12 protein-coding genes and 3 tRNA genes are annotated in these 15,266 nt (G+C 62.3%); all 15 read right to left on the bottom strand.

Annotated elements, in window-relative coordinates:
- Positions 1-127 precede the first annotated feature (127 nt).
- The 15 genes from gdhA to DW850_RS05460 all read right to left on the bottom strand — a co-directional run bounded on the left by gdhA (position 128) and on the right by DW850_RS05460 (position 14,949).
- Positions 128-1,483, bottom strand: a complete 1,356-nt coding sequence (gene gdhA / locus DW850_RS05525; RefSeq protein ID WP_117786477.1) for an NADP-specific glutamate dehydrogenase — start codon at positions 1,481-1,483, stop codon at positions 128-130.
- 264 nt (positions 1,484-1,747) lie between these two features.
- Positions 1,748-1,844, bottom strand: a tRNA-Sec gene (locus tag DW850_RS10175).
- 62 nt (positions 1,845-1,906) lie between these two features.
- Complete coding sequence (gene selB, locus DW850_RS05520; protein WP_117786476.1) at positions 1,907-3,871, bottom strand: selenocysteine-specific translation elongation factor; 1,965 nt, start codon at positions 3,869-3,871, stop codon at positions 1,907-1,909.
- Complete coding sequence (gene selA, locus DW850_RS05515; protein ID WP_158565227.1) at positions 3,868-5,325, bottom strand: L-seryl-tRNA(Sec) selenium transferase; 1,458 nt, start codon at positions 5,323-5,325, stop codon at positions 3,868-3,870. Before selA ends, selB begins: the two co-directional genes overlap by 4 nt.
- Before the next feature lie 186 nt (positions 5,326-5,511).
- On the bottom strand, positions 5,512-6,348 hold the full coding sequence (locus DW850_RS05510; RefSeq protein ID WP_117786474.1) for a formate/nitrite transporter family protein: 837 nt from the start codon (positions 6,346-6,348) through the stop codon (positions 5,512-5,514).
- A gap of 196 nt (positions 6,349-6,544) precedes the next feature.
- Positions 6,545-6,618: transfer RNA gene (locus DW850_RS05505), tRNA-Gly, on the bottom strand.
- Between the two features lie 6 nt (positions 6,619-6,624).
- A tRNA-Pro gene (locus DW850_RS05500) sits at positions 6,625-6,701 on the bottom strand.
- 91 nt (positions 6,702-6,792) lie between these two features.
- Complete coding sequence (gene brnQ / locus DW850_RS05495) at positions 6,793-8,151, bottom strand: branched-chain amino acid transport system II carrier protein (RefSeq protein ID WP_117765833.1); 1,359 nt, start codon at positions 8,149-8,151, stop codon at positions 6,793-6,795.
- 67 nt (positions 8,152-8,218) lie between these two features.
- On the bottom strand, positions 8,219-9,358 hold the full coding sequence (locus tag DW850_RS05490; protein ID WP_117786473.1) for an aminotransferase class V-fold PLP-dependent enzyme: 1,140 nt from the start codon (positions 9,356-9,358) through the stop codon (positions 8,219-8,221).
- A complete protein-coding gene (locus DW850_RS05485; RefSeq protein WP_117765837.1) occupies positions 9,355-9,606 on the bottom strand; it encodes a DUF3343 domain-containing protein in 252 nt (83 codons plus the stop codon). Before DW850_RS05485 ends, DW850_RS05490 begins: the two co-directional genes overlap by 4 nt.
- A 19-nt stretch (positions 9,607-9,625) precedes the next feature.
- On the bottom strand, positions 9,626-10,252 hold the full coding sequence (gene yedF, locus DW850_RS05480) for a sulfurtransferase-like selenium metabolism protein YedF (RefSeq protein WP_117765839.1): 627 nt from the start codon (positions 10,250-10,252) through the stop codon (positions 9,626-9,628).
- A 60-nt stretch (positions 10,253-10,312) separates the two neighbouring features.
- Positions 10,313-11,362 carry a selenide, water dikinase SelD gene (gene selD / locus DW850_RS05475; RefSeq protein WP_117769980.1) on the bottom strand — a complete coding sequence of 350 codons (1,050 nt, stop codon included), beginning with the start codon at positions 11,360-11,362 and terminating at the stop codon, positions 10,313-10,315.
- A gap of 70 nt (positions 11,363-11,432) precedes the next feature.
- Positions 11,433-12,197, bottom strand: coding sequence for an acyl-CoA dehydratase activase (locus DW850_RS05470; RefSeq protein WP_117769981.1), 765 nt, complete (start codon positions 12,195-12,197; stop codon positions 11,433-11,435).
- A 154-nt stretch (positions 12,198-12,351) separates the two neighbouring features.
- Positions 12,352-13,515: a double-cubane-cluster-containing anaerobic reductase gene (locus DW850_RS05465; protein ID WP_117786472.1), complete on the bottom strand. Its 1,164-nt coding sequence runs from the start codon at positions 13,513-13,515 to the stop codon at positions 12,352-12,354.
- 150 nt (positions 13,516-13,665) lie between these two features.
- The gene (locus DW850_RS05460; RefSeq protein ID WP_117786471.1) at positions 13,666-14,949 is read right to left on the bottom strand and encodes a double-cubane-cluster-containing anaerobic reductase; all 1,284 of its coding nucleotides are present in this window, start codon (positions 14,947-14,949) and stop codon (positions 13,666-13,668) included.
- Between the last annotated feature and the right edge of the window lie 317 nt (positions 14,950-15,266).

Below are 15,266 nucleotides of genomic sequence, written 5' to 3'. Positions count from 1 at the left end.
TGATTAGCCGTTCTGGAACGCAAAACAATCCGTATTCCACCGCAAGTTATGAGGAGTCCTCCGGGATAGAAAAGGCTCCCAGCCAAGATGACTGGGAGCCTTCTGCGATGCTATGTCGAGCGAAAATTTAGCAGACGCCCTGGGCGAGCATGGCGTCGGCAACCTTCAGGAAGCCGGCGATGTTGGCGCCCATGACGAAGTTGCCCTCCTCGCCGTACTCCTTGGCGGTGTCGTCCACGTTGTGGAACATGCCGCGCATGAGCTGCTCGAGCTTGCCGTCGACCTCCTCGAAGGTCCAGGACAGGTGCTCGGCGTTCTGGCTCATCTCCAGGCCGGACACGAGCACGCCGCCGGCGTTGGCAGCCTTGCCGGGCATAAAGGCGACACCGTTCTCCTGGAAGTGGGTCGTGGCCTCGATGGTCGTGGGCATGTTCGCGCCCTCGCCGACCACCTTGCAGCCGTTGGCGACGAGTGCCTGGGCATCCTCGAGCAGCAGCGTGTTCTCGCGAGCGCAGGGCAGCGCGATGTCGCAGGGAAGCTGCCACACGCCGCGGCCGTCGCCCTCGTGCCACGTGGCATTAGGCTTCTCGTCGACGTACATAGCGAGCGTGACGCCCTTGTCGTGGCCGGAGCGCTTCTTGTTGTAGACATGCTCGAGCACGGTGTAGTCGATGCCGTCGGGATCCTCGACCCAGCCGTGAGTATCGGAGCAGGCGAGCACCTTGCCGCCGAGCTGGGAGACCTTCTGGACGGCGTAGATGGCGACGTTGCCGGAGCCGTGAACGACGACGTTCTTGCCCTCGAAGGAGTCGCCGCGGCTCTTGAGGTACTCGTCCACAAAGTAGACCAGACCGTAGCCGGTGGCCTCGGTACGGGCGAGCGAGCCGCCAAAGGAGAGGCCCTTGCCGGTGAGGACGCCAGTCCACTCGTTGGTCAGGCGCTTATACTGACCGAACAGGTAGGCAACCTCGCGGCCGCCAACGCCCAGGTCGCCGGCGGGAACGTCGGTGTTGGGGCCGATGTGACGATAGAGCTCGGTCATGAAGGACTGGCAGAAGTGCATGATCTCGTTGTTGGACTTGCCCTTGGGGTCAAAGTCGGAGCCGCCCTTGCCGCCGCCCATGGGAAGGGTGGTCAGGCTGTTCTTGAGGATCTGCTCCAGGCCCAGGAACTTGAGCATACCCAGGGTGACCGTCGGGTTAAAGCGCAGGCCGCCCTTGTAGGGTCCAATGGCAGAGTTGAACTCGACACGATAGCCGCGGTTGACCTGGACCTTGCCCTGGTCGTCGACCCAGGGAACACGGAACATGACGATGCGCTCGGGCTCGACGAGGCGCTCCAGCAGGGCGGCCTCCTCGTACTCGGGGTGGGCGTCGAGCGCCGGCTGAATGGTGCCGAGGATCTCGGTCGCGGCCTGGATGAACTCAGGCTGCTCGGGATAGCGGGCCTTGAGCTCTTCGAGAACTTTCTGCGTGTAGCTCATGCTTCCTCCAATGATGGGAAACGAAAAATGTTGGTCGCGGCACCCTATGCGCCGCGAGCTTTATCGAGTATGGATAATATCGCACTGTTGCAGCAAAGTTTCGCATAAACCGACGAGCAGATGTTTCGTTTTGATTACGATGCAGGTAGAAGCGTTTTTGAGCACCCGACGTACAAATCGCGTGTTTCGAAGCTGTTTCGTCCACATGGTCCATACCACCACAAAGAGGACAGGCACCTTTGTGGTGGTTTTGGCGAGATGCGTTGGCGGGAACGGATGTGAATCGAACACATCCAAGACGTTTTGCACGCCTCACAACGGTTTTGAAGACCGCGGGGCCCACCGGAGCCCATCCGCTCCCAAACGTGGCGGTATTTTACCAAACCCAACAGACCACAACCGAAAAGAGCGATGCGGAAACCGCTAACGCAGCGATCTCAGACCGCCGGACTCCTTGTCGAGTACTGTAAAGCGCACGGCATCCAGGTGCTCCAAGATGCTAATGGTTCGTTTGCGCGACACGCCCAGGGCTTCGCGCAGCACACTCGTGGTGGCGGCGCCGCCAGCAGCCTCGATAGCCGTCGCAACAACCTCACGCGCATGGGCCTCGGCAGCGGCGGACAAGGCAACGTCGCGCTCGACCTTAACGATCGAGTGGTTGAGCGAAAGCTCGCGCAGTGCACGCGTCATGGTGTCGCGATCGAGCTGCAACTGTTCGCTCACCTCGGGAAGCGTCGGCGCATTAAGACCGGCCTCATCCAGCAGGGCAACGATACGCTGGCCAGCCTCGCGCACCACGCGTATCGCCGCGGCGGCGGAATGCGGGTCGAACACCTCGGCACCGTCGACGGCGCACACGCCACGTGCACAGCCCTCGGCAATAAGTGCCATCGCGACATCGTTACCGGCGCCCGGCCAAGCCGCGTGCGCGACCGCACCGGACGTAAAGCCGATCTCCTTGGGAGCCGCCGCGTGCATGGAGGACAAGGCCGCAGCCAGCACATCCATTGCAGCATCGAGAGCCGAGGCATCTGCGTAGAGCACCGCACCGCCCGCAGCAAGCTCGCACACGGCAGCCTGGTCCACAAGCCCACGCAAAACGATCTCGACCTCGCCGGTAACAAGATCGAGCGCTGCGGCAACACCGGCAGCAGCAACAGGCAGCGTTTGCAGCGCCAGCCACGCGTGTACGCCGTCCGCGACATCTCCGGACTCAAGCGCCGCATACAACGCGCGCTCCCCCGCCGACAGGACCCGCGCGCGGCGACAGCGCGATAGCAGGACGCGTCCGCCGCCAAGCAGCGAAATCGGCGAATACGACAGAATGACGGCATGATCGCCGGCGCGCAACGGCAGCGGCCGTTCCAGGCGCACCTGCACCACACGCGTCTCGCCGACCGCAATAGGCGGCTCGTCGTCTAAAAGCATTATGCGGCCGAGCACCTCAGCCGTGCCCGCCATAACGTGCACGCGTGTACCCGAAGCAAGAACGCCGGCTCGCACGCCATCGCGCCCCACATATGTCAGTTGCATCAAAAAGCGCAGCGTCTGGCCCACGCGACCCTCGACGCCGAGCATCTCGCCGCGCTTGAGGCCCGCCACGCCATCGCCCACCAGGTTCAGGGCGACGCGCTGGCCGGGAACCGCGCACTGGGTATCCCCGTGAACCTGCACCCCGCGCACGCGACAGCGCGTTTGCGACGGCAGCGCAACGAGCTCATCGCCAACCGAAACGGGACCGTCGTGCAGCGTACCCGTCACGACGGTTCCGGTGCCGCGGATGCTAAAGCAACGGTCGATGGGAAGACGGGGCGCGGCGCCCGAGCCAGCGGTCGCCTCCAGATGCTCCGACCAGCACGAACAAACCGTGTTATCGAGCGTCGTAAGCAGCTCGTCCAGGCCCTCGCCCGTCTTGGAGGACACCGGCACTATAGAGGCACCCGCAAACACGGTCCCGTCCAGAAACGCCTCGACATCGAGCTCCGCCAGCGCGGCAATCTCGTGGTCGGCCAAATCGCGCATCGTGAGTGCGACGACCATGCGCGTCACACCCAACAGCTCCAGAACCCGAACGTGCTCGCGGGTCTGCGGCATCACGCCCTCAACGGCCGAAACCGCCAGCAACGCAACGTCCACGCCGGTGGCGCCCTGCACCATGGCGCGCAGATAGTGCGCATGCCCGGGTACGTCGACCAAGCCGACAAGCTTGCCGCTGGGAAGCTCGAGCTCGCCAAAGCCGAGCTCAGTGGTCATGCCTCGGCGCCGTTCGACCTCCAGACGGTCGGGATTTTTGCCGGTCAGCGCCTCGATAAGGGCCGACTTTCCGTGGTCGACGTGTCCTGCCGTTCCGACGATAACGGGACATTCGACAAGCTCGCGCGCGGTCATCGACGCAAACCTGCCCGCACGGCATCCGCCAACGCAGACGCACACAGGTCAAGGTCGGTGTCGCGCAAAAGCGTGCGAACGTCAAAAAGCACCTGGTCGTGCCGCACGCGCGTCACAACCGGCGTATCGGGCTCCTGTACCATAGCGCGCTTTAGGCCATCGGCGGATAGACGCCCATCGACGGGACAGACGGCAACGCAAAAAGTTGGGAGCTCGACGGTCGGCAGCGAACCGCCGCCCGGAGCAGACACGCCCTCGACAACCTGCAGCTCCACCGCCTCCTCACACTGAGACTCGCGAAGCTTGCGCAGCATGCGGTCATGCAGGCGCTTGGCCTGACGCTCGAGCGGAGCCGGCGCGCCGGAAAGCATGTTGAGCACCGGGATCTCCCGATGCGCTGTATCGGATCCGGTCACATACAGGCGCAAAGTGGCCTCGAGCGCCGCGAGCGTGAGCTTGCCGGGGCGAAGCGCGCGCATAAGCGGATGCGAGGCACAGGCGGCGATTACCTGGGCGCTACCGAGAATAATGCCCGCTTGCGAGGCGCCGAGCAGCTTGTCGCCCGAGCACGAGACGACGTCAACGCCGGCGCAAAGCGAGGCGGACGTGGGCTTCTCCCCAGCATCGACGAGCACCTCATCTGTAAGCAAAGCGCCCGAGCCCTGGTCCTCGTACAGTAACAGCCCGTGCTCATGCGCCAGCGCAGAAAGCTCCGCCGCGGAAACCTCCTCGTGGAAACCCTCGATACGGTAGTTAGAAGGATGAACTTTCAAGATCATCGCCGTATTGGGCGTAATGGCGCTTCGGTAATCATCCAGATGCGTGCGGTTGGTGGAGCCCACCTCGACAAGCTTGGCACCCGAAGCCGCCATGATATCGGGAATGCGGAAGCTGCCGCCCACCTCGACAAGCTCGCCACGGCTCACGATGACCTCTTTGCCGCTTGCATGCGCGGCAAGCACCAGCAGCACCGCCGCGGCGTTGTTGTTGACAACTAAGGCGTCCTGCGCCCCCGTGAGCGTGCGCAGCAGACGCGCGGCATGCTCTTTGCGGCCCCCGCGAGCGCAGGTTGAGACGTCATACTCAAGCGTGCTGTAACCTCGGGCGACATCGGTCACCGCCTGCACCGCCGCGGGAGCGAGCGGAGCGCGGCCCAGATTGGTGTGAATCACAACGCCCGTCGCGTTGACGGCAGGGCGCAGGGTCGGCAGCGACAGGCGATGGGTCCGCTGCTCAATTGCCAAGGCGAGCTCGCGCTTGTCCCTTGCAGGGGCGCCGGAGCGAATCGCCGCGCGCTCGGCATCGAGCTCGGCGTCAATCGCCTCGCGTACCATCGTGTCGCCTGCATCGCCAGCAGCCTTCATGACCGGCCACTCGGCAAGCAGCTCGTGAACGGCGGGAATGGAACGCAGGCGGCCGCGCACCTCGGCAGACATGGATTCGCAGTCGCTCATGAAAAGCCTTTCGACATGTTCAATAAAAAGCTGGTCCCCCGCGATCGTCATCGGGCAAATAAATACCGGCGCGCACGCAAAAGGGACAGGTCCATTATGGCAGCTCGTGACAAGACGTCGAAGAGCCTCGTCTAAAACCTGCCAAAATAAACCTGTCCCTTTTTGGTCGGTTATGGCTTGGTGGCTTTAGGCCTCCTTATTGGCGTAGATAAACCAGTAGCCCAGCGCCACGATCAGGGCGCCACCCACGATATTGCCCAGCGTGGCGACCGTAAGGTTGAGCGCCAACCCGGCAGCGTTGAGGGCATCGGCGCCGGCGACATCGGCTCCATAGCCGCAGGAGTGCATCAAAATGCCCATGGGCAAAAAGTACATGTTGGCAACGCAGTGCTCAAAACCGCATGCTACAAAGGCGGCGATGGGCAGCAAAATGCCCACGACCTTGTCGACCACGGTCTTGCCGGCAGTGCCGATCCATACGGCCAGGCACACAAAGATGTTGCACAGAATACCGCGGAAGAAGATGGTAACGGCGCCGATCGTAACCTTACCGGCGGCGACACTCACCATGGTGTTGGCGACGGCCTCGCCGTTGAGTTTGTAAATGGCTGCCATGTAAATCAAAAAGACAACGAACAGGGCGCCGGCAAAATTGCCGATCCACACAATAGCCCAAGCCTTGAGCATCTGGACGAGCGTGATCTTGTTGCTCTTAAGCGCGCAGACCATAAGCGAGTTGCCGGTAAACAGCTCCGCGCCGCAAATAAGCACGAGCACCAGCCCCAGGCAAAAAGCAAGGCCACCCACAAAGCGCTGAGCGCCCCAGCCAAGGGACGCATCGCTCAGAAAGACCGTGAAGAACAGGCCGCCAAAGGCGATGAACGCGCCGGCGAACATGGCGAGCAAAAAGGCCTTCGAGACCGGCAGGTTGGCCTTGGTAACGCCTGCGGCCTCGGTCTTCGCCTCGATCGCGGCGGGCGCCAGGCAATCGGAGGTGGGGTATTCTGCCTTGGAATCTGCCATGTCGATCACTTCTTTCTTACGTTGTGGGACAAGCATTGCCAAAGCACATGTCCCGCGCCGGATGGTCAAAACAAAACAGGCCAGAAGTAAACGTACCTCTGACCTGCAAATTACTTGGAGCGACGGGTTCGTCACCCGGTACTCTCACAAAAACGGCCTTGATCCCAAAAAGAATCAAAGCCGTTAACCAATCTTGTGGAGCGGGCGACGGGAATCGAACCCGCGTCATCAGCTTGGAAGGCTGGGGTTCTACCATTGAACTACGCCCGCAAGATATGGTCGGGACGACAGGATTTGAACCTGCGACATCCTGCTCCCAAAGCAGGCGCGCTACCAAACTGCGCCACGTCCCGAAGGTGTTGAGCAGCTAAGGTCTAAACCTTGCGTGTCCCAAAGCGAAGGAAATTATAGGTGAGACTCCCCGCCTGTGCAAGCGACGATACCCTAGCTCCTCGAATGTGCGACAAACCGGCTATGGAGCAGACCGATCACAAAGGCAACCACGGCAACCGGTGCCCACGCAGCGCCGATATCTGCCAGCGGCAACGCATCGAACGGTAGCCACGCGCCCGCAAAGAACGCATCGCGGACCGAAGTGATTACGCTCTGCACCGCGACAACGCCGCCGACCCAGACCCAAACCTGCGGATGTGCGTCGCAAAAGCCGTGCACCAGGCCCATCAGCACCAGCACAATGGCAACGGGATACAAGGCGTTGAGCATGGGCACCGAGAACATAAGGATCACGTCGAGGCCCACGTTGGAAAGCACGCACGAAAATGCGGCGAACACAAAGGCGAGAACCGCAAAAGGACGGCGCATGGCCTCCTCGGAAGCCTCCGCTCCCCCTTCGACCACATACGTCTCGCAGAAGTAACGCGAGCAGCAGCTGATAAGGCCGATGCACACGTTCATGCAGGCGAGGAAAAAGATCGCAAAGACCACGACCGTGCCGGCAAGACCAAAATGCATAGAGGCCGAACGCGCAAGGATAGCGGCGCCGTTGGTAGCGTCGGGCATCACGGTGCCGAGCTGCATACCGGCAAGGCCCAAGCCGCAGTAGATGATGGCCATGAGCACGCCGGCGATAACACCAGAGCGCGAAATCTCGAAGGCCACACGCTTGTCATCGGTAACACCCAGCTCATGAATGGTCTCGGCGATGATGATGCCAAAGGCGAGCGACGCGAGCAGGTCCATGGTCTGATAGCCGGTCAAAAAGCCCTGCACGGCAGCACCGGCATTATAGGGAGCCTGTGGCGCGGCAGCGGGACCCAGCGGCGAGACCACGGCAGCGCCCACGACCAATACGATAAGGGCGATGAGCGCGGGGCCCGTAATGCGGCCGAGTACGCGCGTGATGACGCCGGGACGCAGCGTGAGCGCAAATGCGACGATAAAGAACCCGACGGCAAACACCAGGCGAGCCGTGGCGAGCGAGACGCCCTCGGGCAGCAGCGGCACCAGCATCTCGAAGGCCGTGGAGCTCGTGCGCGGAATGGCCAGGCACGGGCCGATAGCCAGATACACCGCCGCGACAAAGAACTCGCCAAATTTGGGGTGCACGCGGCCGGCAAGCTCGCGCGCCGTTCCGGCAAGTGCCACGGCGATAAAGCCCATAACGGGCAAGCCGATGGCGGCGATGAGAAAGCCAAGCATGGCGACCGGCGTGGCAGAACCTGCCTGCAGCGCCAGCAGCGGCGGAATAATGAGGTTGCCGGCGCCAAAGAGCATCGAGAACAGGGCGATACCGACGGTAACGACATGGTCGGAGCGCAGGCCGCGCGGCGCGGATGAGGCCATGGGACCACCTTTCGGGTCGAAACAAAAACGGGACGGGCAAAAGGCCCATCCCGCAAGTATATACGCTTTAGTAAGCTAAATCGCGCAAAGCTTCAATCGCGGCGTCAACTTCCTCGTCCGTGTTGAAATACCCAAACGAGAAGCGAACGACACCCTGGCGCTCGGTCCCCAACGCGCGGTGCATGAGCGGAGCGCAGTGAGCACCGGGGCGCGTCGCAATCCCCCACCCTTGCATGAGCGCGTCCGAGACCTCGGCCGAATCGATATCGCCCACGTTGAGCGAGACGATCGCCGAGCGTGTGGGCAGGTCAAACGCACCGTAGAGCTTAATCCCTGGAATCTCGCGTACACCGGCAAGGAAGCGATCAGCGAGCGCACGCTCGTGGGAAGCAATCGCCTCGACCCCACCCTGGGCCTCGATAAAGTCGAGGCCGGCAGAAAGGCCGGCGATACCGTGACCGTTGAGCGTGCCCGCCTCAAGGCGCGTGGGCCACTCCCGCGGCTGCAGCGCATCGAAGCTGTGCACGCCCGTGCCGCCCATGGCCCAAGGAGCCACGTCAATGCCCTCCGCCACGGCCAGGCCACCCGTGCCTTGAGGTCCCATGAGCCCCTTGTGGCCGGTAAAGCACACCACGTCGAGCCCCATGGCCCGCATATCGATATGCGCCGTGCCGGCAGACTGCGAGGCATCGACGATCACCAGCGCACCGGCAGCATGGGCCATAGCGGCCACGCGTGCAATGTCGACCGCGTTGCCGGTCACATTGGAGGCGTGCGCCACCACCACAGCACGCGTGCCCGGCGTGACCAACCGCTCGAGCTCATCGTAGTCGAGCACGCCGTTCGCGTCGCAGCCCGCGTGCTCAACGGTCACGCCCTGCTCTGCCGCCAGGCGGTTGAGCGGACGCAGCACGGAGTTGTGCTCGAGCACCGTTGTGACCACGCGGTCGCCGGGGCGCACCACGCCATTGATGACGGTGTTGAGCGCCGTGGTGGAGTTGGGCGTAAAACAAACATGGTCAGCACGCGGGCAGCCCAGCAAGCGCGCAAGCTTGGCGCGACAGCCGTGGATGGCACGCGCCGCGTCGAGGGCACCCGACGTGGCGCCGCGCCCGGCATTGCCGAGCGAGCACATCGCCTGCGTCACGGCATCGATGACCGCCTGCGGCTTGTGCATGGTCGTCGCCGCGTTATCCAGGTAGATCATCGCACGACCTCCCACATATCAATCACGGTATAGCCCTCGGTGGGAACGCCCGCCGCGGCAAGTTCGCTGCGCAGCAGCTCCTCATCGGCAGGCAACGCCTTCCACGCCAGACCGCAGCCGGCAGCGACCTCCCCGGGCACGGGAATCGTTCGCCCGGGAAGGCCGCGCTCGATGCACAGGGACTCGCAACCCATGGCGGCCGCCGTGGTGGGAAACGTGATGACAAGCGCCGGGCGCTTCTCCCTCATGGCAACTCCAACCAATACGCTACGGGCGCACGACGCGCACGGCCTGCTCCATCTTCTCCACGATCACATACATGTTGGTGACCTCGCCCACCGCAAGCTGGTCTTTAATGCCATAGTGGTCGAGACAGGTACCGCAGGTGAGAATCTCGACACCCTGCTCGGCCAGGCCCTTCAGGTCGTCGAGCACTGGAGATCCCTCGACGGTCAGCTTGGCACCGCCGTTGTAGAACAGCATAGTCGCGGGCAGCTCCTCCTGCTGCGTCACGGCAAAGATGAAGGCCTTCATGAGCTTGTGGCCCAGCACGTCGTCGCCACGGCCCATGCAGTCGGTGTAGACGGAAATGACGAGCTTGCCCTTGCCGGCGCTGGCGTCGCAGAAAGCGGCACCGTCCTGCTCGGGGTCCGCAACGGCCACGGCACCGGCGGTCGCGACACTCACGTGCCACTCGGCGTTCGAGATCTTCTCGACCGAAGCCGTGCAGCCCTTCTCCTGCGCCATCTTGGAGATGTTCTTGACGGCGGTCTCGTTGTCGACCGAGGTCACCACGGCACCCTCGCCATCAAGCTGTTTGAGTGCCTTAAGCGTCTTGACGACGGGCAGCGGGCAGGCATCGCCCATGGCATTGACTTCAATCTTGATAGACATAGCTACATCCTTTCAAAAGGGACCGCCCAGAACAGTAGGCGGTCGCATAAACGGTTTTCTTTAATGCACAACGCGAACAGCAGGACCGCTCGGCATCGCCTCGCACACGCGCCCGATAACGGCGGCGATGCACCCCTCGGCATCCAGGCGACGCGCAAGCTCATCCACATCCGCCGCGGGCGCCGCGATAAGCAGGCCACCAGACGTCTGCGGATCGTACAGCGCGTCGAGCATGCCCGGCTCCAGGTCCTCGTCGGCAGCCACACGCGGGCCAAAAAAGTCCTGGTTGCGGTAGGAGCCCGCTGGGATAATGCCCAGACGTGCCATGTCGAGCACCTGATCAAAGAGCGGCACCGCCCCCGACGCAAGCTCAACCTGCACGCCCGAGCCCTCGGCCATCTCGCACGCGTGCCCGATCAGGCCAAAGCCCGTGACATCGGTGCAGCCGTGAAGCTCAAGTCCCTCGGCCAGACGAATCGGCGCCTCGTTGAGGGTGCGCATCGAGTCAAACATGGCTGCGGCCTCGTCCTGCTCGATGAGCTCGCCCTTAATGGCCGTGGTGATGATGCCAGAGCCGATCGCCTTGGTCAGCAACAGGACATCGCCAGCGCGCGCGCCGCTGTTGGCGAGCATGCGGTCGAGCGAGACAAAGCCGCTCACGGACAGGCCGTACTTGGGCTCGTCGTCGTTGATGGTATGGCCGCCCGCGATAGAGCAACCGGCCTCGACGCACTTATCGGCACCGCCTGCCAAAATCTTGCCGGCAACCTCAACGCCCAGGCAGCTCGGGATGCACAGCAAGTTCATGGCATGGCTCGGCCGCCCGCCCATGGCGTAGATGTCCGACAGCGAGTTGGCCGCGGCGATCTGGCCAAACAGGAACGGGTCGTCGACCATCGGCGGGAAGAAGTCGATGGACTGCACGAGCCCCAGGTTCTCCCCTACACGGAAGACGCTCGCATCGTCGGAGGTATCGAACCCCACGAGCAGGTTGTCGTTATGCACATTGGGTAAGTCGCCCAGGACCTGGGCGAGGGCTCCAGGAGCCAACTTAGCGGCTCAACCGCTCGCGGCAGTCATAGACGTGAGCTTAATCTGATCGTCAGGCATCGATACCTCCCCTCATCGGTCAATCATTTTCTCTCAGTATACGCATGAATGCGAGCCCAAGGCGGATGCATTAATTGAGCGCCTGTGCGCGAATCGCCGCGCCGATGGCACCGGCAAAGCGAGCCTGGGGCGAGGTGGTCACCGGCGACCCCAGTAGCTCGCCCAACCGCTCCACAACGTAGGCGTTCTCGCACAGGCCTCCCGTCAGGTAGTACGGAGCACCCGCCGCCTGCCCGGCCATGGTCGCCACGCGCGAGACCACGCTGTCGATCACACCACGGGCGATGTTCTCGCGCGGCTCACCGCGACCGATCAGGCTGATGACCTCGCTTTCGGCAAACACCGTGCACATGCTGCTGATCTTGGTAGGCTCGCCGGAACGCGCCAGGTCGGCCATCTGCTGCTGGGAAATGCCCAGGCGGTCGGCCATGATCTCCAAAAAGCGCCCCGTGCCGGCGGCGCACTTGTCGTTCATGGCAAACTTGGCCACGCGGCCACTTTTAAGCTGAATGACCTTGGTATCCTGGCCGCCCACATCGATCACGGTGCCATGGTCACCAAACAGACGCACGGCACCGGTACCGTGGCAGGTGATCTCGGTCACGACCTTGTGCGCATAGGGCACGGCGACACGACCGTAGCCGGTCGCGATCACGCGCACGTCGTCGGCTGTCACGCCATAGCCGGCCGCTGCCAGTGCCTCGCGCAGCCGCTCGGAAGCATCGACCGAGGAGAACCCGGTTGGCTGCACGCACGTCCACGCCAATGAACCCTCCCCGTCGACCACAGCAGCCTTAGCCGCCGTAGACCCGATATCAATCCCGATCCCTATCATGGCTCTCTCCTCATCAAAACATCAAAGACAGTGGCGAGTTCAGGCGCCTTAGCTCTAGGTTTCTCAGGTGCCGGAGGTTGCCCCGAAAGAGGAGCGTAGCGTACTTTGGTACGCAAGCGACGGTTTGAGGGGCAAGATCCGGTGCCTGAGGAAGCTAGAGCGTCTCGATAAAGGCGGCGATACGGGTCTCAATCTGGCCCATGTCACCGTTGCTGTAGTCGGTCTCGATCTTCATATACGGAATACCCGCACCCTCGACAGCCTCCTGCATGCGCGCACTCTCCACGTTAAAGGTGTGGCAGGCCTGCAGCACGCTCTCCACCACGCCATCGACATGATACTTCTCGCACATGGCCAGCGTGTTTTCCATACGACCGTCGTTGGGCGTCATGACCGAGCAGTTGATGTCCAGGTAGCGGTCGGCGATGGCGCGCAGGATGTCGGGCGCATCCGGGTCGATCATCATCGCCGCCGTGCGCTCGCCCGAGCAGTCGTCCATGCACACGACCACGCCGCCGTTGGACTCGATAGTGCGGCCGATTTTGTTGATCACGCCGCCCACCGGGCAACCGGTGATCAGAATGCGCTTGGCATCCGCCGCAACCGGGCGCTCGCCCGCGTCGTAGGCCTCGCGCAGCTTGGCGACCTTTTGCTCCAGCTGCTCCGTATAGGTCTCGATATCAAAGCTGAACGTGCCGGCGAACATGGTGCTCATCAGGTCGACGCCGCTCATGGCCGCCGGCTGGTTGGCCTGCAGCGCGAACATATCGAGCTGTGCCGCACGCAGACGGTTGCGGCGTCGGACGGCGGCGCGCAGGTCGTCATCAGTAATCGTAATGCCGTAGAAGTTCTCGAGCTCCTCCTTGAGCAGACGGCACTCCTCGTACCAGCCCTCGCGCTCGTAGGCGCGGTCGCGGCCCTGCGGTAGGTGCAGAATGTGCGTGCGCTTGAGCTCGTTGAGCAGCTCGTACATCTTCTTCTTGCCGTCGCAGGTGGTCTCGCCGATGATCATGTCGCTAAAGTACGTAAACGGGCACTTTTGCGAATAGGCAAAACCATACGTCGACTTGATGAGCGGGCAGAGGTTTGCCGGCAGCACCTTCTCGGCCTCGGGAATCACCTCGTCGGACGTACCGCACAGAGCCACGCTCGAGGCGCCCGCGGCATCGATAATCTCGAGCGGCGTATAGCTGCACAAAAAGCCGACCAGGCGATTACCCGCCTGCTTGTAATCCTTAACGCGAATAAACGCCGCCTTGCGTTGTTCGTTAAACTCCTCAAACGTGCTGGGCAACGGCTGCTCAATATTTTCCGACATATAACTCCTAAACCTTTTAACCAACCAAGGAAGCGGCTTTCCCAGGTGCCCGAGGTTGCCGTGAAAGAGACGCGCCGCGTACTTTCGCACGCAAGCGACGGTTTGAACGGCAAGATCGGGTGCCTGGGAAAGCCGCCGGGACGGATAGCCCTAAATGGTTTCCAAGAAGGCCTCGATCCTGGTTTGCAGTTGGCCTGCATCCTCACCGGCGTAGTCGGTCGTGATGTGCATAAACGGAATGCCGGCTTCCTCGGCGGCCTTCTCCACGGCAAACGACTCCATCTCATAGAGCGTGCAGAACTGCAGGGCCACGTCGACGATGCCGTCGGCATGCAGGTCCTTGGCCATCTGGACAATGTCCTTCATACGCTGGTCGTTGGGCGTAAAGACGGCGCAGTTGATCTTAAAGTAGCGCTCGGCGATGGCATCGAGCATCTCGTCCACCGTCTCACCGGACTCGTCGACCAGGTCCTTGTAGTAGCGCGAGCCCGTGCAGGACTCCTCGCCTACCACAACGCCGCCGGCTTTCTCGATGAGGTTGAACAGCTTCCAGTTGGGCACGGCCATGGGCGTGCCGGTGTACAGGATGCGCTTGGTCCCCTTGGGCGCCACGCCCTCGCCAGCCTCGACACGCTGCTCGCACTCAGCCGCCATATCGTTGATGGCTCCGGTCAGACGCGGCGTGTCGTCCATAAAGGCGGCCTGAACGGTCAGTAGGCTGTCGAGACCGCTAATAGGTGCAGGGTCGGCAGCGCGCGTGGCAGCGAGGCGCTGCAGGGCGCGGCGCTTCTCATTGACGGCGTGGATGGCAGCCTTCAGACGCTCGGGCGTAATCTTGACGCCGCACTCTTCCTCGATCTTGGCGGCGAGTTTCTTGACCTCGGCCTTCCAGGTCACGAGCGTCGACTCGTCGTGCACGTTGGGAATATCCATGACGTACATGTTCTTTTGCGTTGCAAAGAACTCGTAGGCCTTCTTCTTGCCATCGCAGGTGTTCTCGCCTACCACTAGGTCACTCGACTCAATGTAGGGGCAGACCTCGCCCAGCTTAAAGCCGGCAAAGCTCTTGATAAGCGGACAGGTGTTGCGCGGCAGATGCTCCTCGACCTTGTCCGTTGCCCAATCGGCACCCGTGCACAGACCAACGGGAATGCCGTCACAGGCAAGCACGATCTCCTCGGGCACGTACACGCAGAACGAGCCCACGATTTTGGTGGCCTCGCCAGCCTCCTTCTTGTCGAGCATCTCCTTAATGCGGCCGCTATGGATGTTGGTGGCCACAAAGTCCAGGTAGGACGTGGACTTGGGGCGATTGTTCTGCGTCAGGAATATGTCGCCGTACATCTGGCCCACGGCGCCCAGCAGCATATCGTGGTCGGCAAGATTCATGCCGAGGCTCTCCCACATCGGATGGAAATCGAATTCTTCAGCCATAACGGTTCCCCTCTCGAACCAAAAACGGATAACAGCGGTATCGATGCACGACGGACGGCGATTGCCCGACCGTGCTCAAACCCGGAATTTTGGGGAACCTGCTTTGCGGTCGATTATTTAGTTGTGCGTCGTCTCTCCCGGAGCCGTGAACATACCTGCTCATATGCGACTCCGAGCCATATAGAGGGCGCGCGCGGCAATGCGGCGAATATATGTCGTCTGCGGCATGTGCGCACCCTCCTTAACAAGTTGAAGTCAACTATATCAACGGTCATCGACCATGCGAACACCGTTGACATTCGTACGACAGCATCGTG

It is taken from the genome of Collinsella sp. AM36-4AA, assembly GCF_003467795.1.
Lineage (GTDB): Bacteria > Actinomycetota > Coriobacteriia > Coriobacteriales > Coriobacteriaceae > Collinsella.
This window is presented reverse-complemented; position numbering and strand designations above follow the sequence as displayed.

Bases quoted from the DNA above. Each gene is read 5' to 3' on its own strand.
- gdhA (WP_117786477.1), bottom strand. From the start codon at position 1,483: ATGAGCTACACGCAGAAAGTTCTCGAAGAGCTCAAGGCCCGCTATCCC.
- selB (WP_117786476.1), bottom strand. From the start codon at position 3,871: ATGACCGCGCGCGAGCTTGTCGAATGTCCCGTTATCGTCGGAACGGCA.
- selA (WP_158565227.1), bottom strand. From the start codon at position 5,325: ATGAGCGACTGCGAATCCATGTCTGCCGAGGTGCGCGGCCGCCTGCGT.
- DW850_RS05510 (WP_117786474.1), bottom strand. From the start codon at position 6,348: ATGGCAGATTCCAAGGCAGAATACCCCACCTCCGATTGCCTGGCGCCC.
- brnQ (WP_117765833.1), bottom strand. From the start codon at position 8,151: ATGGCCTCATCCGCGCCGCGCGGCCTGCGCTCCGACCATGTCGTTACC.
- DW850_RS05490 (WP_117786473.1), bottom strand. From the start codon at position 9,358: ATGATCTACCTGGATAACGCGGCGACGACCATGCACAAGCCGCAGGCG.
- DW850_RS05485 (WP_117765837.1), bottom strand. From the start codon at position 9,606: ATGAGGGAGAAGCGCCCGGCGCTTGTCATCACGTTTCCCACCACGGCG.
- yedF (WP_117765839.1), bottom strand. From the start codon at position 10,252: ATGTCTATCAAGATTGAAGTCAATGCCATGGGCGATGCCTGCCCGCTG.
- DW850_RS05470 (WP_117769981.1), bottom strand. From the start codon at position 12,197: ATGATAGGGATCGGGATTGATATCGGGTCTACGGCGGCTAAGGCTGCT.
- DW850_RS05465 (WP_117786472.1), bottom strand. From the start codon at position 13,515: ATGTCGGAAAATATTGAGCAGCCGTTGCCCAGCACGTTTGAGGAGTTT.
- DW850_RS05460 (WP_117786471.1), bottom strand. From the start codon at position 14,949: ATGGCTGAAGAATTCGATTTCCATCCGATGTGGGAGAGCCTCGGCATG.